This is a genomic window from Lysinibacillus sp. NPDC058147, assembly GCF_042884205.1.
In the GTDB taxonomy this organism is placed as follows: domain Bacteria; phylum Bacillota; class Bacilli; order Bacillales_A; family Planococcaceae; genus Lysinibacillus.
The window spans coordinates 132536-153814 of the sequence record NZ_JBHVUJ010000006.1 but is presented as its reverse complement, the minus strand read 5'-3'; the positions used below and the strand labels follow the sequence as shown (position 1 = coordinate 153814).

Here is a 21279-nt window from a genome sequence, read left to right as displayed (position 1 = left end):
CTACTCCCTCCATTTAAGTAATACAGCTTCAGCACAGAAGCCAGGGCCGAGAGCGACGAGCAAACCAGTATCTTCTACTTGTCCTTCGTTTAACATAAATTGCTCCAATACATATAGCACCGTAGGAGATGACATATTTCCGTGAAATTTCAATATTTCCCGAGAAATATCGGTTTTTTTGGAAGCTAGATACAGAGTATCTTCATAAGCTTTTAACACTTTTTTACCGCCAGGATGTGCAATAAAATGGTTTAGCTGTTCACTATATAGTTCATGTTCCAATAAAAATTGTTCAATGAATGGACCGAGCCAATTGGTGATGATGGCAGGAATGCTTTTCTGAAAAACGACATGTAGACCATTGTTTTTAATATTCCAGCCCATAACATTTTCTGAATCAGGCATCCATTTAGAGCCAGTCCCGATAATAGCAGGTATTGATTTTTTTACTGCAATATTTACTTCATCTCCACAGACGAGTAAACATGCTGCTCCATCTGCAAAAAGAGAGGCACCGATTAAATTACTTTTTGAAAAATCATTTGGCTGAAAGGTTAGGCTACAAAGCTCGACACAAACGACAAGAACTTTTGCTTCTGGATGGGCACGACAAAAATCATAGGCTCTACTAACACCTGCCGCACCACCAGCACAGCCAAGTCCCCAAAGAGGAATACGTTTAAGCCCGTCTGAAAAAGGAAGTTTATTCATGACCCGTGCATCAATACTTGGTGTGGAAATGCCAGTGCTACTTACAAAAATGATGGCATCAATGTCTTTAGGAGAAATCGGTGATTGTAAGAAAGCTTCATTTTGCAAACATGCTTGAATGACGTCAACGCTATATTGTGTAGCTAGCTCAATATATAAATCGTTACGTTCCTCAAAGGAATGATCAGTACGATGCCATTCTGGTGGTACACAAAAATGACGTGTCGCAATACCACCATTCTCAAAAACTTTTAAGTAACGTTCTAATTTAGGGATTTTTGCATGAAACAGCTCCTTCGTTAGCTCCTCTGCGTTTGTCTGTTGTAATGTGTACGGTGGTTGGTATGTACTAATAGAAATGATTTTTGACAATTCAACATCTCCTTCGCAACTAGTGGTCTTGTTCATTGTATGCAGGAAGATAGGGGGTACATGCTTGTTAGATTATAATTGACAATTTCAGAATATTTTGCTACATTGAAATTAACTAAATCGGAAGTAGGTGATGTGACATGATGAATAGATCCGTTTTTAATGAACTGCAATTCGGTTTGTTCAATTTCACACGCCTAAAATATATAAATTGACCACGCAGTGTATTTAAATCACAATTGTGGTGATTTGTATATTCTCTTAAATGTGCCTGTGAACCTTGTAACTGCCGAATTGCGCAGAGACAAGGTTTTTTGTGTTTAGTATCAAATGAGTACAAAGGATATTTACATTTAGGAGGAAAACAAATTGAATTTAACAACTTTAGGATTTTCAACATATTTTGAAGAGCAAATGACTGGATTTAAGCAGGAGGCTAAGCTAGCGAATTGTGTGCCGGCTAGGGTTACTTTAGAGCATAAGCATTCCTATCGTGTACTGGCTGAAGAAGGAGAGTGGCTGGCAACGATTGCTGGACATTACGCGTATACATCACTAGCCCGTGAGGATTTCCCAGCAGTTGGGGATTGGGTGCTAGTTGAGAAAATGCCTGGTGAGGAAAAGGCCATTATTCATAAATTGTTTACACGAAAATCAGTCTTTTCCCGCAAGGCCGCTGGGGGGGATGTACAAGAGCAGATTGTAGCATCGAATGTTGATATTGTACTTCTAGTGATGAGCTTAAATGCTGACTTTAATATTCGCCGTTTAGAACGTTATTTAGTAGCTGCTTGGAATTCAGGTGCGAAGCCGGTCGTTGTATTGACGAAGACTGATCTATGTGAAGATGTCTCAAGTAAGATACGCGAAGTTGAGTCTGTAGCGTTCGGTGTGGATATTTTTGTGACTAGCGCTCTGTCAGGTGAGGGCATAGAAGATATTCGTGCACTATTTACGGAAGGTGTGACAGGAGCGTTACTTGGCTCTTCTGGCGCCGGGAAATCCACTTTGACAAATGCTCTTAGTGGTGATGAGCTTATGAAGGTTTCAGGTATTCGTGAAGATGATGCGAAAGGGCGCCATACTACAACACATCGTGAGTTAGTTCTATTGCCAGAAGGCGGCTGTTTAATTGATACGCCTGGAATGCGAGAGCTACAATTATGGGATCAAAGTGATAGCTTATCCTCTAGTTTTAAGGATATTGAGGACCTTTCTGCGGCCTGTCGTTACAGAGATTGTACACATCAGAAGGAGCCACATTGTGCTGTACAGCAAGCAATTACAGAAGGTGTGCTTGAACGATCACGTCTCCAAAGCTACTTTAAATTGCTTAGGGAGCTTGCTTTTATCGAACGAAAAGCAAATGCTCAAGCAAGACTAAATGAGCAACGCAAATCGAAGCAAATTGCGAAAGGTTTAAAGAAAGGTAAAAAATCAAATTAAACTTGATATGAGAGTGATCGAGTTATAAACGATTTCATAGTTGGAGGTACACGCATGAAAATCCAAAATATTAATCATTTATTATTTTCAGTTTCAAATTTAGAGGAATCCATCGCATTTTATGAAAAGGTTTTTGACTCGAAATTATTAGTGAAGGGTAGAAGCACAGCCTATTTAGATGTAAATGGGCTGTGGCTTGCCCTGAATGTAGAAAAAAATATCCCACGCAATGAAATACATCAATCCTACACACATATAGCATTTTCTATCCGGGAGGACGATTTTGACAAAATGTATGAAAAATTAATTCAACATAATGTCAATATTCTGGAAGGTAGACAAAGAGATGTAAGAGATAAAAAATCGATTTATTTTACAGATCCAGACGGTCATAAATTCGAATTTCATACAGGGACTTTACAGGATCGATTGGATTACTATAAGAAGGAAAAAACACATATGGAGTTTTTTGATGACTATTAAAAAATAGGTGTCTCTATCTGTAAGAGGGGGCATCTTTTTTTTGTGCAACGTTTTCCTTTTCTCAAACGACTTTAAAGTGTAGCCAGAAGGAGGAGATTAGGTGGATATAGAAAAATTGGTTAAGAGAGCAAAAAGGGGGGATGATGAAGCATTTGAGCAATTGATTGCTTTAATGCGTGAGAAATTATATCGTACTGCCTACTCGTATGTTCGAAATGAGCAGGATGCGCTTGATATTTATCAAGAGTCTATTTATAAAGCTTATACAACATTGAAAACATTAAAGAATCCAAACAGTTTTCCAGGATGGATTATTAAGATTGTTGTTTATAAATCTATAGATTTTATTAGAAAAGATTCAAGAAAATTCACGTCAGGAGATGCGGAGTTTTTTACAGAGATAGCAGGAAATCAAAATATGGAGAATGTTACTTATTCAATGGATTTAAAAGAGGCTATTGAAACATTAGATGACAAGTATAAAACAATTATGTGGTTACGCTTTTATCATGATTTCACTGTCAAAGAGATTGCAAAAATGCTGGGATGTCCTGAAGGTACAGTGAAATCCTATATTAATAGGGCTAAGAAGGAGTTAAAACCAATCTTAAAGGAGGGCTACTTGTATGAGTAAGAAAAATAATAATCAACCTATTGAACGCATCGATATTCCACTTCAACAATTGATGATGAGAGAGCACGCTGCTATAAGTGCAGCAAAAAGGAAGAAGCTGAAGTCTAGAATTATAAAACCTCTTCTTGTTGCCTGTGGATTGTGTATAGCGCTTCTAGGTTCGGGATTTTTCTCCCCCACAATAGCTACTGCACTTGCCAATGTACCTTATATTGGAGCCATTTATGCTGAGTTTGGAGATATTGCAGCTAAAAAAATTGAACAAAAACATTTCATGGCAAAAATAGAAAAGAAGGTTACTCATGCAGGTCTTACAATGGCTGTTGAAGAAGCAGTATATGATGGTAATAGATTATTAGTTACTGTTACATATACAGGGCGGAATGGTGTTTCTTTAGAAGAAGAGAATGTAGGTACTAATATGCTAACTATCAATGGGGAGCCGATAGATGTTGCAATGGGTTCTACAGGTCAAGATGATATCGATAAAAACACAATTATTGAGCATCATGAATTAACTTTATCAAATGCAGATATATACGGGGATAAAATTGAAGTAGCATTAGATGGAAGAGATTTATTTGGTTACAAAGGTAATTGGCATGTTGATTTTACTCTTGATAAATTAAAGGAAGAAATTATTAACTTCTATCCAAATGTAAAATCAAGTACAAATGACGGGTTATATAAGTTAAACGTTGCACAGGTATCATCTACGCCATTATCAACACGTATAGATGTCCTAGTAGATTATCCACACGAATTAGATAGAAATGATAAATGGCCATTTTTTGAGTTTGAAGTAACCGATAGTGAAGGGGAATTATACAATAGGGCGAATATGCAAATGGGTGCGACTAAGGATTATGGACATCATATTGTTCTAGTACTGCCTCCTATGGAGAAAATGCCAAAATCATTTACACTTAAACCAGGTAAAACGGATGAGGAAGGTTATTGGAAAGAAATAAAGGAATTGGAAATGATCGTACCCTTAGAACCTTGAAAAATATGAGACCCCTTTAGTTTATAAAACTAGAGGGGTCCATATTTTAAGTTGTATAATTTAATGAGAAACAATAAAAGCGGAGAAAACGTTGATAATAGTAGAAGGGGTGATTTTATGAAAAAAGCTATTATTTTTGATATGGATGGTACTTTATTTCAGACAAATCTAATATTAGAACCAGCACTATCGGCAACGTTCGATGTGTTACGTGCAAAAGGCATGTGGCAGGGAGAAACACCAATAGAGAAATACCGCGGAATTATGGGTGTTCCATTACCTGTTGTATGGGAAACATTATGTCCTATGCACGAGCTAGAGACACGTGAAGAAAGCAATGCATTATTCCATGTTAAACTTATTGAAGAAATACGGAATCGCCAGGGCGCATTGTATCCAAATGCAGAGCAAACACTTGCTACTTTGGCAGAAAACTATGATTTATTCATTGCCAGTAATGGACAAATCGAGTATTTACAGGCAATAGTAGAAACATATCAATTACAGCGTTTTATCAAAGGTACATATAGTATTCAGTCCATTTCGAGCGGTCATAAATCTGATTTAGTGAAAAAGGTAATCAAGGAAAATGCCATTGCACGCGGAGCAGTTGTAGGTGACCGTTCTTCTGATATTCAGGCAGCTCACGACAATCAGCTACTCTCTGTTGGTGTACGATTCGACTTTGCACAGGACACAGAATTACAAAAAGCAGACATCGTCATCGATGATTTAAAAAACTTACTAGATTTAAAGCTAGGATGAAATTTTATCGACTACATTTTCTGATTTATCGAGTGGATTGAATGATTTATCACCCAACTTTTTTGATTTAACGCCTAACTTTTTCGTTTTATCGAGAACTTTCAGATATTTATCGACATGCATTGCAATTCAAGGGTAGAAAGAGTAAAATGGTGGAAATCTATAGTAAAAGCATTGATAAGGAAAAGTAAATTGGGTAAGCATTATATAGAGAGCCTCTGTTGGTGGAAATGAGGTAAATGACCCCTTTTGAAAATGACCTTTGAGCTTCGTACCGAAAGCTAGTTTGCGAGTAGATTACGACGAGATGGGCACTCGTTACAACAGCGGCAGTATCTTTCGTTTAAGATGAGACGTACTGATGGAGGCAAATAGTGTGAGCTATTTGTAAATATAGGTGGTAACACGGGTATACTCGTCCTAATCAATTTTGATTAGGGCGTTTTTTTATACACTTTTTTCGAGGGGAGCAACTTAGGATGACAATTGTTATTGGAGGGGCGTGGCCATATGCAAATGGTTCTTTGCATTTAGGGCATGTTGCCGCATTATTACCAGGTGATATTTTGGCTAGATATTACCGACAAAAGGGCGAGAAGGTTTTATATGTTTCGGGAAGTGATTGTAATGGCACACCGATTTCTATTCGGGCTGCACAGGAAAACACGACAACGGAAGCAATTGCTAATCATTATCACGAGGAGTTTACAAGATGTTTCAATGATTTAGGATTTACTTATGATTTGTATACGAGAACAGATGCGCAGCACCATCATGAATCTGTTCAAACAATTTTTTTACAGCTACTAGCGAACAATTATTTATACAAAAAGAAAATTGAACAAGCCTATTGTGAAACGGACAAGCAGTTTTTGCCAGACCGATTTGTAGAGGGGATTTGTCCAAACTGTGGAGCGAAGGCGCGTGGTGATCAATGTGATAATTGCTCAACAATTTTAGACCCACTCGATTTAATCGATAAACGCTGTAAAATTTGTGGGAATGAGCCAATTATCAGGGAGACAGAGCATTTTTATTTTACTTTTAGTCAGTTTCAAGAGAGGTTGGAGACTTATTTAGCGGAGGCAAAGGCGGAAAAACGCTGGCGAGACAATGCTTTAGGTTTAACAGAACGTTATTTGGCAGAAGGGGTTCCAGACCGCGCTGTAACAAGGGATTTACCAAATGGAATAGATGTGCCCGTACCAGGTTTTGAAGGCAAAAAAATATATGTGTGGATTGAAGCGGTAGCAGGTTACTTAACTGCGAGTATTGAATGGGCAAAACAGCACCAAATAGCAATTGAAGATTTGTGGAATGAAGAAACGATTTCGTATTATGTGCATGGTAAGGATAATATTCCGTTCCATACAGTTATATGGCCAGCCATTCTTATGGGAATAGGAGCAAAGGCCTTACCTACACATATTGTATCAAACGAATATTTAACATTAGAAAAACGAAAATTCTCGACGAGCCAAAACTGGGCGGTATGGGTACCTTATATTTTGAGTCAATACGATGCAGATTCTATTCGTTATTTTTTAACAATGAATGCGCCAGAAAATCGTGATACTGATTTCTCATGGCGGGAATTTATTTATAGTCATAATGGCGAATTACTTGGCGCTTACGGTAACTTTGTCAATCGAACACTGAAGTTTTTAGAAAAATCATTTGATAGTAAAGTGCCTCAAGCCGAAGTAGAGGGCGCTATCCGAAGACAAACGATTCAGCTGTTTAATGATGTTGGGATTCATATAGAAGCGGGTCATTTTAAGCAAGCTTTAGAAGCTATTTTTGAATACATTCGTGCGGCGAATCGCTATTTTGATGAACAGCAGCCGTGGCTACAGGTGAAAGAGAATGTAGACGCTGGAAATCGAACACTAGCAACGTGTGTGTATATTATTGCTAATCTGGGACAGCTGTTGCATCCATTTTTACCGTTTTCATCTGAGAAGGTGAGAAAAATGCTAGGGATCAATGAAGTGATGTGGCACGAGCAAAAGGACTTACCAACAAGCATTAGCGAAGTGACACCACTATTTGAACGTCTTGATGTTGAATTAATTGAAGAGGAATATCAAAAGTTAGTGGAGGGCAGTCGATAGCGAAAATGAAAGCAGTATGACATAAATGGTGTCATACTGCTTTTAACTATTTATTAGTTCATAACAGGGGTTAATTTAGCAACAACAATACTATTGATAGCATTAATATAAGCTAGCGCACTCGCTTTTAAAATATCTGTATCTGCAGCTTTTGCGATATATTTTTCACCTTCATGCTCGATTGTTATTTTTACTTTACCAAGCGCTTCTTTTCCACGAGAAACACTATTGATATTATATTCTACAAGTTTCACATCAATGTTTGTAATTTCAGCGATGGCTGAATATAGGGCATCGATTGGACCTGAGCCAACCGCACTTGCTTTAAATATTTCGTCACCTTTACGTACTTTCACGCTTGCTGAAGGGAAGCTTGCGTTGCTGACGACTTGTAAATCATCGAAGTCAAAGAACTGATCACTATAATGAGTGGCATTTGCATTGTTTGCGTCATGTTTTTCATAATAGCTTTCCACAATAACATATAAATCGTGATCGTAAACTTCTTTCTTTGCATCAGCAAGCTTTAAAAAACCATCGAAAATTCCTTCAAATTCATCCGCTGAAAGATTGGAAAAGCCAAGTTTTTCAAGAGCATTTTTCACTGCGTGACGCCCGGAGCGAGCTGTCAGAACAAGCTCCATATCATCAAGACCTACATCTTCTGGATGCACAATCTCATAGGCATCACGAGATTTAAGAAGACCGTCTTGGTGAATACCAGATGAGTGGGCAAAAGCATTATCCCCAGTAATCGCTTTGTTCACTTGTACGTCTAAGCCCATAAAGCTTGAAACAAGGCGAGACGTATTCATAATTTCTCTTGTGTTAATACGTGTCTCAGCATTGTATACAGAGCTACGTGTTTTCAACGCCATGACGACTTCTTCTAATGCTGCATTTCCTGCACGTTCGCCAATGCCGTTAATTGTACATTCTACTTTATCCGCGCCGTTTTTAATCGCAGCAAGCGTGTTAGCAGTTGCCATACCAAGATCATTATGACAGTGAACACTTAGTAAAACGCTATCGTCTAAGTTTTTCATACGTTCATTTAGTTTATAAATCATTGCTCCGAATTCTTCCGGTTCTGCAAAGCCGACTGTGTCAGGTACATTAATCATTGTGGCACCAGCTTTCATGACGGCCTCAATGGTTTTCCAAAGATACTCGAAATCAGAACGAGATGCGTCTTCTGTTGAATATTGGACTTGCGGTAGAAGAGTTTTTGCATATTTTACTGCATCAACGCCAATCTGTAGAATTTGATCCTTGGATTTGCTAAATTTTTTCTCAACATGAATATCAGAAGTACCAAGCACCATATGAATCATCGGATTTTCAGCGTATTTTACAGCGTTATAAACAGCATCAATATCTGCCTGTACAGCACGTGCTAAAGCAGTAATCATAATGTCACTTGTGTTACCAACTTTCTGTGCGACAGCTTTAACTGCATCAAAATCTCCTTGTGATGAAGCAGGGAAACCAGCTTCGATAATATCGACGCCTAATTTTTTGAGTTGCTGTGCAATCTCTACTTTTTCGTATAAATTCAGTTTTGCACCAGGCACTTGCTCGCCATCACGTAAAGTTGTATCAAACACCCAAATTTTTCTTCCCATTTTCAAACACTCCTTTTGTAGTAGTTGTCATTATATTGATATTGTCTCTGCCTTGAACCGTTAGCTCTGAGGCTAGAGACGAAATCCACACTTAGGCCAATTTACTTTTTGGAATCAATAAAAAAACCCGCCTCTATATAAAAATATAGAGACGAGTTTATGCTCGCGGTACCACTCTAATTGACCTTCTCTTTACAGAAAAAGTCCCCTTATCGACAGCTATCACTGTCTATCCTGTTAACGGAGGAAACCGACGTCCCTTACTCAAAGTTCCGGGAGTAGCTCATGGACGAGTTCAAAATGTGTGTCTATCGGTTTGCACCAACCACCGACTCTCTACAAGTACACTTGCATTTCTACTATTTCCAATCTTGGCCTACAATAATGTGTTGTTGAAGGCAATCATACTTCGATATCCTCTAATTGTCAATAATATTCTAAAAATTATTTCTTTTCTGTCTTAAAAAAGGCTTATTGGACATCCCTAGGAAAGTGCCCGGTGGGATAGTAATAACTATTAATTGTCACAATTAATGTAAATATTTATGAGATAATAAACGGCAAATAACAGTTTAGAAAGAGGGCGTAACAATGAAATTTGTATTTGATTTAGACGGTACGATTTGTTTTAAGGGTCAACCATTAAGTGAAGGAATTACAAATGCCCTAGAAGCTTGTCTAGAGAATGGGCATGAAATCATTTTTGCATCAGCTCGTCCGATTCGTGATTTATTGCCTGTATTACCTGAAACAATGCGGAAATTCCCAATGGTAGGGGGAAATGGTGCATTTGTTGCACGGAACGGTGAAACTGTTGAGGTAACAGCATTTGCCGCAGAAATTGTAGGAGAAGTTCAAAACATTATTTCAGCCTTTCAACTACCTTATTTAGTAGACGGTGATTGGGATTATGCGTATACAGGTAGTGAGACACACCCAATCTATCAAAATTTAGATCCACTAAAGCTTGCGAAAAACGTGTCCTTCCATGAACTAAACGATATCGTAAAAATTGTTTTATTCCCTGGAGAGCAACATAAAGAGATATTAGCTGAATTACAGAAGTTACCGATATCAGTGTATGAACATACATCAGAAAATATTGTAGATATGAGCCCTAATGGCATTGATAAGTGGAATGGCTTAATGAAATTAGGTGTCGCTGAAGGTGAATTTATCGCGTTTGGAAATGATGCGAACGATGCTTCCATGTTTGTAAAGGCGAAGGAAAGCGTTTGTGTAGGTGAGCATAAAGTACGTGAGCTTGCGTCCTTACAAGTACTAAGTGAAGAGACTGCAGTAATTGACATGTTAAATACCTTAAATGAAAAGTATAAATAAGAGGTAACGACAATGGAGTACGTAAGGTGTTAAAACTTTTGCATGAGTCGGAGGGCTTGGAACTTGAATTACGACATAGTTGTTTTTAGAAGGAAGGCAGGAAAGTGTAGCAGAGACTATACATAGCGAGTAGTATTAATGGCAATGGTTATAGTAAAACCTTTACCTAGATTTAAAAGATATAAAAAAGTTATCCTCTCCCGAATTGTATTTAATAAACAAATACAATTCGGGAGATTCATTATGGATAAACGATATCATTAATAAAACAAGCTTCTTGAAAAAAACTTTTTACTCTACCTTAAATCGCGAAACCTGTGTTTGTAATTCCTCGGCCATGTTTGATAATGTAGCAGCTGAAGCGGCAACTTCTTCAATAGTCGCTAGTTGTTCCTCAGAAGCAGAAGCTACATTTTGCAAATTAGATGAAGATGACTGTGCAATTGTTGCAATCTCATCGAAGGATGCGTAAATTTGCTCAGCACTTGATGACATTTCCTCAGAAACTGTTGTTGCTTCTTGAATTTGCTTGGATACTTGTTCGATCAGTTCAACGATTTTTGAGAAGCCTTCCTCGGCTACTTTTACAACTTGCATACCTACCTGAACCTCTTGTGTACCAGTATCCATAACAGTTACGGCACGGTTTGTATTCTGTTGGATTTCTGAAATCAAAGTTGCAATTTGTTCAGCAGATTTTTTGGATTGCTCCGCTAACTTCTTCACTTCATCGGCAACTACTGCAAAGCCACGACCATGATCTCCTGCACGTGCTGCCTCAATTGCAGCATTCAGTGCTAGTAAATTTGTTTGCTCTGCGATATCCGTAATGAGACCAATAATATTTCCAATTTCAACGGAATGGTTTTCTAAATTTTTCACAACGCTAGCAGATTCTAAAACCGCTGAATTAATGGTGTCCATCTGTGTAATAACGCGTTGTAGCGAATCATTTCCTTTATTAGCTTCAGTATTTGTCTCTATAGCAAGTTCTGAAACGGCAGACGTAGTCGCAGCTAATTGTTGAATGCCTTTTGTCATATTTTTCATAGCTGTTGAGCTTTCAGTAGCATTTTTTCCTTGAGCTTCGGAGCCACTTGCTACTTCTTGTATAGAGGAAGTAATTTGTTCTGTCGCTTGGATTGTTTGTTCAGCACTTGCTGTTAACTCAGCGGCAGAACCACTTACTTGCACGGTGTTATGGCGAACATTTGTAATAAGATCCTTTAAGTTTACCGCCATTTGATTAAAGGCGAGTGCTAAATCACCTACCTCATCACGATTTTTAATGTGAATTTGCTCTGTTGTTAAATCGCCCTCCGCAATCTTTTTCGCAGCCTTTGCCATACCTTTGATAGGGCGGGAAATAAGGCTTCCCATGACAATAGCAATTATCAGACTAATAACAACGGCAAACACACCAAGAATAATCATTTGGAATTTAATAGCTTGAATTTCTTTTGATGTAGCAGCGATTTTTCCTTTTATTTGTTCATCTTGGTAGTTCGTGAGGTTAGCTGCACGTTCATCGAATTGTTTAATAATTAGTCGGCCTTGTGTGCTATCAAGCTTTTCGTATTGCTCTGTTTCTCCAGCAGCCTTTAATGAAAACATTCGATCTGCAAACTGTTGGGCATCTTGTTCGCTTTTGTTGATGGCCTCTAATAATTCAGTAGATTTTTTAGAATCGAACGATGCCATTAATTCATCATATTTCTTTTTAAATTCTTCACGGGACGTCTTATTACTTTGAAAATTTTGCTGGTCCCCAAGTAATAGATAGCCTCTCATACTTACAATTTCTTGTTTAGCAATTACGCGTAGCTCTTGAATACTAATAGATTTAGTTGTTTGTTCTTCAAGTAACACACGATATGTCTTGTTTACGGAATTAAGCTGTTTAAAATTTAATCCGATTGTGCCAACTAATACTAAAATAACAATAAAAAAACCAAGTGTTAATTTCTTGTAGATAGTAAATCGCATAGTTGTTGTTTCCTCTCTCAGTATTTTAGTAGAAATGTTACAAAAAAATGAAATATGTATATACCATTTATATCAGATTATACGAATTTTACAAAGTATTATGAGTATTTTTACTATATTAAATAGGGATAATAAGGAAAAAAGTTGTGGATAAAATGATAAAAAAAGCGGAAAAATTTGCTGTTTTGCTGATAACAAAAGCGGATTGTTACCTGCATATAACAAACAATTGTGACAATTTGCATAAATTTGAAACTATTTCAACTGTAGTAACGTAAATTAGAAAAAGGAATAAACAAGGATGTGGGAAGATGCATAGGCCAATTTTGAAATTGCCGAAAACGAAATATGAAAAGATTTGGGACTTTATCGGTGGCGGGATATTTGTGCTGTCCATCTTTTATATTTTTGTAATGTGGGGGCAACTCCCCGAGAAGATTCCAGGCCATTTTAATGGTGCAGGAGAAGTTAATCGTTGGGGTTCAAAAATAGAGATACTCATCCTTCCGTTTATCGGGATATTTCTATGGATTTTGCTCGGATTACTTGAAAAAGCTCCACATATGCATAATTATCCGTCACGCTTAAACGAAACTAATGTAGAGGCATTTTATTTGAATAGCCGAAAAGGATTGAATGAAACAAAAAATCTCTGTCTAATTTTATTTGCAGCTATATCATTCCAAATGGTACGTATTGCACTTGGGGAGGCAGAAAGCATCGGCTGGTGGTTCTTGCCAATCGTGCTAATAGTAACAGCCATTCCGATTATTAAAGGAATAGTGGCGACTAAAAAAATAAAGTAGTTTGTAAACTTTTAACGCTCGAAATAATATTCGAGCGCTTTTTTTGTACGAAAACTTCACTAAATCAGCTATACTATCAAAACTAAGAGAAAATTGTATTAATAAGTAGAAGAGGTGTCAAAGCTATGCTAAAGAAATTTAAAATTAAGGATGGACTGTCCGTTGCCATTCATAATCAACCACAAGATCTGATACTAGAGGGAATATCCCAAGCAGGGGATGCACCTCATGATCGAATCATTGCATTTGTGTTTAATATTGATGAAATGGTAACGTATTTACAAAATGCACAAAAGTTAAACACTCTTGCGGAACAGGGCTATTTATTTTTTGTTTATCCGAAAAAGGGTAATAAGAAGTATGAACAGTTTATCCACCGCGATGAAATTTTCCCAGCAATTCAAGTGGACGAGGAAAAATACATTGCCAGCAGTGATTATAAATTTGCAAGTCTTATGTCGTTAGATGAGACATTTTCTATAATAGGCATAAAGAGAGATGGCAAGGGACGCGGCAAGAACAAGACAGCGAGTAGTCAGTGCGTTAGTGACTATGAAGGTATGATTCCTAAACTGCGCAATTCACTTGCGGAAAATCCGGATGATTTAACATTTTTTGATGGATTAACACCAGGTTATCAAAAGGATTGGGCCCGTTATATCTATAGTGCGAAAAAGGAAGAGACGCAGGTAGCACGTTTAGAGGAAATGCGTGAAATTATTAGATTAGGCTACAAAACAAAAGAATTATACCGAAAAGCAAAGGCAGAGGGTCATGTTCTTTAGATAATAATAATACGATGTTGAAAAGAGGGTGGAGTATGAGAAACACATATATTGAGCAAGTGGATGAAAAATGGCGAGAGAGTTTTGCCAAACTTGTAGAAGTGGTAGAAAGCAATTTACCTGAGGGTTTTGAAGAAAATATGTATTATGACATGATAAGCTACGCTGTCCCGTTATCTACTTATCCTAAGGGTTATCATGTTACACCAAATACTCCATTGCCCTTTATAAGTCTTGCTGCACAAAAACGTCATATTGCAGTTTATCATATGGGAATTTATGCAGATCAAGCATTACTCTCGTGGTTCCAGGAGGAATATGCGAAACGAGTACCAACGAAGCTCAACATGGGAAAAAGCTGTATTCGATTTACAAGCACTAAAAATATTCCTTACGAATTAATTGGGGAGCTTGTTTCGAAAATGACACCAGCCCAATGGATTACAAAATATGAAGGGGAGTTAAATAAATGAAAAGTGCTACTACATTTTTAATGTTTCAAGGACAAGCCGATGAAGCTATTCAGCAATATCAACAGTGGTTTTCAGAGTTACAGGTGGAAAGCTTAACTTATATGGAAAACTCACAACAGGTTGCGATGGCTGTTCTTCATTTAAAGGGTTTGAAAATGATGGTGAATGATAGTGTAATACAGCATAACTTTACGTTTACACCGTCAACTTCTATTTTTATGGAATGTGAGTCTGAAGAAGAAATCGACAGTCTAGTTGCTCAAATTTTAGAGGGTGGACAGGCGTTAATGCCACTTGATAATTATGGATTTTCTAAGAAGTTTGCCTGGATTCAGGATCGCTTCGGTGTATCCTGGCAGCTAACGTATAATTGAATTTCAAAAGAATATATATAAAATAAACGGATGAAGTAACTTTATTATGCAGTAGAAGATGTTATAAAAAACGATTCAACAAGGCGTAATTATGTTAAAAGGAGAATAGTATATGGTAGTAACTTTAGTGAGACATGATCTAAAATATGCTGAAGCTATGCATGCATTGTCCTCCATGCCACAGGTTCGAGATGCACTGGGGTTACCTGCTGGCAAAGTGGAAGATACGATAAATTTTATTAAACGTGAATGTGTAGACGAAGAAGCTGGAAAGACAGTCCCTCGTGTTGTTCTGGATGAGGATGGCCAACTTATTGGTGTGACGGCATTAATGTTTATTGATAACAGTAAAAAGAGCTGTCATATTGGCTCCTGGCTTGGCTATGAATTTTGGGGAAAAGGCTATAATCTTCAATCAAAAGTTGCAATTTTGGATATAGCATTCTTTGAATTAGGGTTAAAGCGTGTTTTTGCAGGAGCTAGAAGGGTCAATATTCGTTCACAAAAGGCACAGGAAAAGTTGCCTTTTATTCGATTAGGAGTTGAGAATGATTTTCCGCAAGAGCATTCATGGCTAGAGGTTAAAGAAAAGCAGCCATGTGTTTTAAATGTTTTTGAGCGCGAAGATTTTGTTCAATATCGTACAACCTTGATGAAAGTGGAAGGTGAGCGGGAAGACTATCTACCACAATTATTATTAGCTGATGAAAGTGAAGTCGCTGTTCGAGAATATTTAAATGACGGTGAATTATACGCGATTAAATGTGGTGAGCAGCTAGCGGGAGTAGCATTACTTCTTGCACAGTCCGATACGACAGTAGAGTTAAAAAATATTGCGATCGTACCGAAGTATCAAGGTAAAGGACTCGGGAAAGAAGCACTTCGACAAATAACAAGCATTTGCCAATCACAAGGATATCAAACGATAATAGTTGGTACTGCAAATTCTAGTATTGATAATATTGCATTTTATCAAAAAGCAGGTTTTCGTATGGAAGCAATTGAAAAGGATTTTTTCAGTAATTACCCAGAGCCAATCTATGAAAATGGAATTCGCGCACTAGATATGATTTTCTTTTCAAAGGCATTGTAAAAAATAATAATATAAACATAAAAAATACCCGTCCAACTTGAGTTGTGCGGGTATTTTTAGTCGCCAAGCAACAGTGCCATCAACTTTTCTTTCGAATGTAAAAAGTCATCTAGAGTATAGCGATCTAGGACGGCTAAATAGGCTTGTAGTGCTTCGTATAATACGCCTTTTAGCTGACATTCTGGAGCAATTTTACATAGATTATTTTCTTTGTCAAAGCATTCGACAAGATGAAAATCCTCTTCTGTATGACGCACGATTTCACCGATTGTAATGGTCTTTGGATCAATTGCTAAGCGAATTCCTCCACCACGCCCTCGAATCGTTTCTATATAGCCCAATAATCCAAGTTGGTGTGTCACCTTCATTAAATGGTTTTTCGATATATTATAAGCATCTGAAATTTCTTGGATAGTCGATAATTGGCCATCTTCCTTTGCACCCAAATATATGAGTGTTCGAAGGGAATAATCTGTGTATAAAGTTAAGCGCATAAGAACACCCTACTTTCTATAGTTCAAAATAATTATAGCATTTTTACCTTGAAGTATTATAAATTCAATACTTTTTTAAAGATGTATTTAAAATACATTAATTATGTCCATTTTGTTAAAGATGTATTTTATATATTGCTTTAAAAAAGTGAGAGCGTTATATTGTAATCACGAAAGGGTGGTAAGCGATATGTTAAAACAAGAAACAATACAAATTATTAAAGCAACAGTTCCTGTATTAGAAGTTCATGGAGTGGAAATTACTAAAACGTTTTACAAAAATATGTTTCAAGCTCATCCAGAATTATTAAATATTTTTAACCATACAAATCAAGAAAAAGGTCGTCAGCAAACGGCATTAGCAAACACAGTTTATGCTGCGGCAGTTCATATTGAAAATTTAGAAGCTATTTTACCAGCGGTGATGTTAATTGCTCATAAACACCGTAGTCTAGGTATTTTACCTGAGCACTATCCAATAGTAGGAGAAAACTTACTAAAAGCGATTAAAGAAGTGCTTGGTGATGCAGCAACAGATGATATTATTAATGCTTGGGCTGAAGCATATGGCGTAATTGCAGATATTTTCATTCAAGTAGAAGAAGAGCTATATCAAAAAGCGGAAGGTAATGGCGGATGGCGTTTATTTAAACCATTGAAAGTGGCGAAAAAAGTTGTAGAAAGTGATCTTGTTACTTCTATCTACTTTGAAAATGAAGATGGTTCTCCTCTACCAACTTATGAACCAGGTCAATATATCAGTATCCGTGTGAAAGTACCAGGCGAAAAATATTTAATGAACCGTCAATATACACTTTCACAAGCAAGTACAGAAGATGGCTATCGTATTTCTGTAAAACGTGAAAGCGATCATACGCCAAATGGTAAAGTATCTAACTTTATTCACGACGTATTAGAAGTCGGAGATTTAGTAGATGTAAGTGTTCCAGCAGGACTATTTGTATTAGAAGAAACTTCTGCTCCAATTACATTTGTAAGCGGTGGCATCGGGGTAACACCATTAAACAGTATGCTGCAATCGTTAAAAGATGATGCGGCAAATGAAGTGAGCTTTATCCAGTGTGCGCGCAATGAAAAAGTTGTAGCATTTAGCGATGATATTAAAGAGAAAGTAAATGTGCTTCCAAATGCAACATACACAGCGTTATATTCAGATGAAGATAAGAAAATTACAAAAGAATTATTAGCTGAAAAAGTAGCCAACAATGCAGATGTTTATGTATGTGGACCTGTTGGCTTTATGGAAGCGGTTATTAAAAATTTACATGAGATTGGCGTGAAAGACGAAAAAATTCATTATGAATTCTTTGGTCCAGCTATGCAATTAGTAAAATGAAATTCAAAATTGTGGTGACGTGCTCTTAATTAAAAGTACGTCATCTTTTTATTTTCATAAAGAATTAATCTTTAAAATAATCTGGTCGGTGAAATCCTTCGTAGTCTTTATTGGATTCAATAAATTTCTGGAAATCTGCAGTACCAATTGTATTAGTAGCATTACAGCGAATGCTTTTTTATAAATCAATAGGTTTTTAACTTCTTTCAGTAAATGTCTTTTGTTGCTGTCGCTTCGCTTTCGCGCAAAAAACATTTGTTGGCCTAAAGCATCCGACTCAATTATGCCGATGCATAATGGATTAAATGATTTTTAAAATGTACTTGACTTATCGGTTTTATTTGGTTTAATATGTAAATTAATTTATATAATGTGGCGACTGAAAAAATCGGAGCTTTGGTTTTAGAACTAAAAGCTCCGATTTTGTTTTTCGGGGCCATAAAAAATATTCATAGGTGACCATAAAAATGGAGCTCTCATTAATGTCTTAAGCAAAGATTTGCGAAGGGGATTTGGTGGGAGCTTTTTGTGTTCATGAAAAAGGAGTTGGAGATAATAATGTCTTTTAGTGGAAGTTTGAAAGATGGAAGAAGTGTGTGGCTGGACGGAGTAAAAGTAGACGTAACAACTCATCCTGCCTTTACGGGAACATTAGAAACTATCACGTATTTATTAGCACTTCTAGATGATGAGAACAATCAAAGCATTGCTGGTTTTAGAAGTCCGAAAAGTAATCGATTTGTTCATAGTGCATTTTATATTCCGCGTAGCTATGAGGATTTAATAAAGCGTAAAAAAGCATTTGCTCTATGGTCTAATAAAACCTATGGGGTCATGAGCCGTTTATCAGATTATGCTAATTCTCTAATCACCGGATACTATTTGGATCGTCATCAGTTTGCGCAATATGATGATGGATTCGTTGAAAAAATAACGAAATATTATGAGTTGGCTAGAGATGACCGACGAATTGTTACTACTGCAATTTTGGATCCTCAAATTGATCGTTCGAAACCAGCAGAAGAGCAAGATGAAGATGCATTATTGCGTATTATACGGGAGACCGAGGAGGGGGTAGTTGTACGAGGGGCTAAAATGATTGCAACTGGTGCTCCTTATGCACATGATGTCATTGTCACCTCTCCGCAAAAATTATCATCAAATCAAATAGCACAAGCAAATATGTTTATTGTGCCATTAAACTTACCAGGACTACAAATCGTTTGTCGAGAATCATTTGCTTCAAATAAAGATCATCATAAATTAAGTTCGAGATTCGATGAAATGGACGCTGTTTTATTATTTGACGATGTCTTAATTCCGTATGATAGGGTGCTTATTAAGGGTTCACCTGAGGGCGTGTTGAAGGCTCATCGGCATCAGCAAATTGATGCACTAGCACAGCATCAAACGGTGGTTCGTTTGCTATCAAAATTAGAATTTATTGCTGGAGTTACAACGGCAATAGCTCAATCAATTGGTGCAGATTACTTTCTACATGTTCAGGAGAAAATAGGGGAGCTTTATACACAAATTGATAGTATTGAAGCCTTATTAATTTCATCAGAAAAAGAAGGGCATCTAAATGAGCAGAATGTTTATTTACCTAATATTACTCCACTACAAACAGCAAGAAATTTAGGTACCCATTTCTATGGCCGCGCTCTAGATCTTTTAAAGCAGATTGGCGCAGGAGGCTTTATTCAATTATCGTCATCTCCGATTCTAGAAAATCACGAATTATACCCATTATTTTCTAAATACTATAAAGGGGCCAAGGTAGATGCACGAACAAAAGAAAATTTATTTAGAATCGGGTGGGAACTTATTGGTAGTCAACTTGGCTCACGTCACGATTTATACGAACGGTTCTATACAGGAGATCCAATTCGCGTTTATGCATTGCAGTATGAAACTTATGATAAGTCCTATTTGAAAAATAAGTTAAATCATTTTTTGAATAATTTGATTGAAAGGGAGGTAAACGAAGATGAATACGCCGATTCCGTATTTGCAGAGGTTGAATAATGGGCGAACAGTTTGGTTAGATGGAGAGATTGTTAACAATTTAGAAAATCATAAGGCCTTTAAAGGGACTGTTCAAACAATACAGCATTTATTAAATTTACAAACAGTGGAGCCGACAAAATCGATTTTAACGTATGAAACGGAAAAAGGTACAAATGCCCATTTATCTTTTTTAGTTCCAACATCAATCAATGATTTGAAAAGGAAAAGTTCGGCATATAAATGCTGGGTAGATGAAACATTTGGGGTAATGAGCCGTTTATCCGAATATTCTCGTTCGCAGTTAGTAGGTTGGTATGCAAGTAAACACCAATTAGATGCTTTGTCACCGGGTATTGCAACAAAGCTTGAAAAACTATACGAAGCGGCACGTGATTTAGATTTATTATCAACGGTAGCAGCACATGACCCGCAAAAAAACCGTTCAAAATCTGCTGAGGAGATAGAGCATGGGAAATTGCGTGTAGTTACTAAAAATGAAGAAGGAATTTTTGTGAGCGGTGCCAAAACAATTGCTACAGCAGCACCATATGTAGATGAACTGCTCATAACCTCTTATCATAAGCGAGGGTTAGACGAAGCACCAATGGCAAATATATTTTATGTTCCAACCTCAGCTCAAGGGCTACATATGGTATGTCGAGAATCGTTTGCTTCTACTGATACAAGCAACCACCCTTTAAGCTCTCGTTTTGATGAAATGGATGCTGTCTTAATTTTCGATAATGTGCTAATCCCTTGGGAAAGGGTGTTGGTAGCAGAAGATCCTGAATTAGCTTGGAAGCTACGAATTGAAACGGCATCATCCTTGTTAAGTCAGCATCAGACGGTGGTACGCCTGATTAGTAAATTAGAATCTGTAGTAGCAATTGGCAACGAATTAGCGGAAACGGCTGGAGCGACGGAGTTTTTACATGTAAAAGAGAAGTTAAGTGAGTTAATCATACAATTAGAAACTATAAAGGGTTTATTAAATGCGGCTGAATATGAAGCTATCGAACACAATGGGATTTATCTACCTAAACAACGATTTTTAACGACTGCTCGAAATTTAGGTACACGTTATTATCCACGTGCTTTGGAAATATTACAGCAAATTGGAGCAAGTGGATTACTACAAGTGCCGTCTACTATTCAAGAAATCGATGGGCCAATAGGTGACAAGTTACAGGCGTATTATGGAGGTACACATACAAGTGCATTTGCAAGAACCAAGTTTATTAAACTAGCTTGGGATTTAATAGGTAGTCAGCTTGGAGCGCGTCACGAATTATATGAACGTTTTTATTCAGGTGATCCTGTTCGTACCTTTGCAGCGCAATATCAAAACTATAGTGAAAAGGATCGACTGTTAAAGTTAGTTGAAGAATTTAATTAGGTAAGGAG

The 21279-nt window shown here is 37.1% G+C and carries 19 protein-coding genes and 2 other annotated features; of the genes, 15 read left to right on the top strand and 4 right to left on the bottom strand.

The features are described 5' to 3' along the window. Positions 1 to 1083 (bottom strand): type III polyketide synthase, encoded by a 1083-nt coding sequence (locus ACFVT8_RS17945; RefSeq protein ID WP_387084450.1) that lies wholly within the window; start codon positions 1081 to 1083, stop codon positions 1 to 3. Between the two features lie 369 nt (positions 1084 to 1452). On the opposite strand from ACFVT8_RS17945, the gene rsgA reads away from it, so the two are divergent. From rsgA to metG, 6 genes are all read left to right on the top strand, one after another. Then, a complete protein-coding gene (gene rsgA / locus ACFVT8_RS17940; protein WP_387084448.1) occupies positions 1453 to 2529 on the top strand; it encodes a ribosome small subunit-dependent GTPase A in 1077 nt (358 codons plus the stop codon). Positions 2530 to 2583: 54 nt separating this feature from the next. Then, on the top strand, positions 2584 to 3012 hold the full coding sequence (gene fosM / locus ACFVT8_RS17935; RefSeq protein WP_387084446.1) for a FosM family fosfomycin resistance protein: 429 nt from the start codon (positions 2584 to 2586) through the stop codon (positions 3010 to 3012). A gap of 100 nt (positions 3013 to 3112) precedes the next feature. After that, positions 3113 to 3646: a sigma-70 family RNA polymerase sigma factor gene (locus ACFVT8_RS17930; RefSeq protein ID WP_387084444.1), complete on the top strand. Its 534-nt coding sequence runs from the start codon at positions 3113 to 3115 to the stop codon at positions 3644 to 3646. Beyond that, positions 3639 to 4652, top strand: coding sequence for a DUF4179 domain-containing protein (locus ACFVT8_RS17925; protein ID WP_387084442.1), 1014 nt, complete (start codon positions 3639 to 3641; stop codon positions 4650 to 4652). Before ACFVT8_RS17930 ends, ACFVT8_RS17925 begins: the two co-directional genes overlap by 8 nt. A 117-nt stretch (positions 4653 to 4769) precedes the next feature. Next, positions 4770 to 5417 carry an NIF family HAD-type phosphatase gene (locus ACFVT8_RS17920; RefSeq protein WP_387084440.1) on the top strand — a complete coding sequence of 216 codons (648 nt, stop codon included), beginning with the start codon at positions 4770 to 4772 and terminating at the stop codon, positions 5415 to 5417. A gap of 165 nt (positions 5418 to 5582) precedes the next feature. Further along, positions 5583 to 5843: a binding site (T-box leader), on the top strand. Positions 5844 to 5896: 53 nt separating this feature from the next. Next, positions 5897 to 7531 carry a methionine--tRNA ligase gene (gene metG, locus ACFVT8_RS17915; protein ID WP_387084438.1) on the top strand — a complete coding sequence of 545 codons (1635 nt, stop codon included), beginning with the start codon at positions 5897 to 5899 and terminating at the stop codon, positions 7529 to 7531. 53 nt (positions 7532 to 7584) lie between these two features. Here metG and ACFVT8_RS17910 read toward each other — a convergent pair whose 3' ends face one another. Continuing rightward, positions 7585 to 9156 carry a 2-isopropylmalate synthase gene (locus tag ACFVT8_RS17910; protein ID WP_387084436.1) on the bottom strand — a complete coding sequence of 524 codons (1572 nt, stop codon included), beginning with the start codon at positions 9154 to 9156 and terminating at the stop codon, positions 7585 to 7587. Between the two features lie 144 nt (positions 9157 to 9300). Next, positions 9301 to 9538: a binding site (T-box leader), on the bottom strand. Positions 9539 to 9747: 209 nt separating this feature from the next. Between ACFVT8_RS17910 and ACFVT8_RS17905 the strand changes: the two genes are divergently transcribed. Further along, a complete protein-coding gene (locus ACFVT8_RS17905) occupies positions 9748 to 10497 on the top strand; it encodes an HAD-IIB family hydrolase (RefSeq protein WP_387084434.1) in 750 nt (249 codons plus the stop codon). Between the two features lie 291 nt (positions 10498 to 10788). Here the strand turns inward: ACFVT8_RS17905 and ACFVT8_RS17900 are convergent, their stop codons facing one another. Further along, entirely contained in the window at positions 10789 to 12483 is a 1695-nt protein-coding gene (locus ACFVT8_RS17900) for a methyl-accepting chemotaxis protein (protein ID WP_387084432.1), read from the bottom strand. A gap of 311 nt (positions 12484 to 12794) precedes the next feature. Here ACFVT8_RS17900 and ACFVT8_RS17895 point away from each other — a divergent pair, with 311 nt between their 5' ends. The 5 genes from ACFVT8_RS17895 (at position 12795) to ACFVT8_RS17875 (ending at position 16014) form a co-directional block, all read left to right on the top strand. After that, positions 12795 to 13289, top strand: coding sequence for a DUF1648 domain-containing protein (locus tag ACFVT8_RS17895; RefSeq protein ID WP_387084430.1), 495 nt, complete (start codon positions 12795 to 12797; stop codon positions 13287 to 13289). Between the two features lie 125 nt (positions 13290 to 13414). Continuing rightward, a complete protein-coding gene (locus ACFVT8_RS17890) occupies positions 13415 to 14074 on the top strand; it encodes a YdeI/OmpD-associated family protein (protein ID WP_387084428.1) in 660 nt (219 codons plus the stop codon). Between the two features lie 35 nt (positions 14075 to 14109). Further along, entirely contained in the window at positions 14110 to 14547 is a 438-nt protein-coding gene (locus tag ACFVT8_RS17885) for a DUF1801 domain-containing protein (protein ID WP_387084426.1), read from the top strand. Beyond that, positions 14544 to 14921 (top strand): VOC family protein, encoded by a 378-nt coding sequence (locus tag ACFVT8_RS17880; protein ID WP_387084424.1) that lies wholly within the window; start codon positions 14544 to 14546, stop codon positions 14919 to 14921. The genes ACFVT8_RS17885 and ACFVT8_RS17880 overlap by 4 nt, the downstream gene beginning before the upstream one ends. Positions 14922 to 15033: 112 nt before the next feature. Beyond that, complete coding sequence (locus ACFVT8_RS17875) at positions 15034 to 16014, top strand: GNAT family N-acetyltransferase (protein WP_387084422.1); 981 nt, start codon at positions 15034 to 15036, stop codon at positions 16012 to 16014. A 56-nt stretch (positions 16015 to 16070) separates the two neighbouring features. On the opposite strand, the gene ACFVT8_RS17870 is transcribed toward ACFVT8_RS17875, so the two are convergent. Then, positions 16071 to 16508 carry an Rrf2 family transcriptional regulator gene (locus tag ACFVT8_RS17870; RefSeq protein WP_387084420.1) on the bottom strand — a complete coding sequence of 146 codons (438 nt, stop codon included), beginning with the start codon at positions 16506 to 16508 and terminating at the stop codon, positions 16071 to 16073. Between the two features lie 190 nt (positions 16509 to 16698). Between ACFVT8_RS17870 and hmpA the strand changes: the two genes are divergently transcribed. From hmpA to ACFVT8_RS17855, 3 genes are all read left to right on the top strand, one after another. After that, positions 16699 to 17865 (top strand): NO-inducible flavohemoprotein, encoded by a 1167-nt coding sequence (gene hmpA / locus ACFVT8_RS17865; RefSeq protein WP_387084418.1) that lies wholly within the window; start codon positions 16699 to 16701, stop codon positions 17863 to 17865. A 558-nt stretch (positions 17866 to 18423) separates the two neighbouring features. Further along, entirely contained in the window at positions 18424 to 19893 is a 1470-nt protein-coding gene (locus tag ACFVT8_RS17860) for a 4-hydroxyphenylacetate 3-hydroxylase family protein (protein WP_387084416.1), read from the top strand. Continuing rightward, positions 19856 to 21271, top strand: coding sequence for a 4-hydroxyphenylacetate 3-hydroxylase N-terminal domain-containing protein (locus ACFVT8_RS17855; RefSeq protein ID WP_387084414.1), 1416 nt, complete (start codon positions 19856 to 19858; stop codon positions 21269 to 21271). Before ACFVT8_RS17860 ends, ACFVT8_RS17855 begins: the two co-directional genes overlap by 38 nt. Positions 21272 to 21279: the final 8 nt, after the last annotated feature.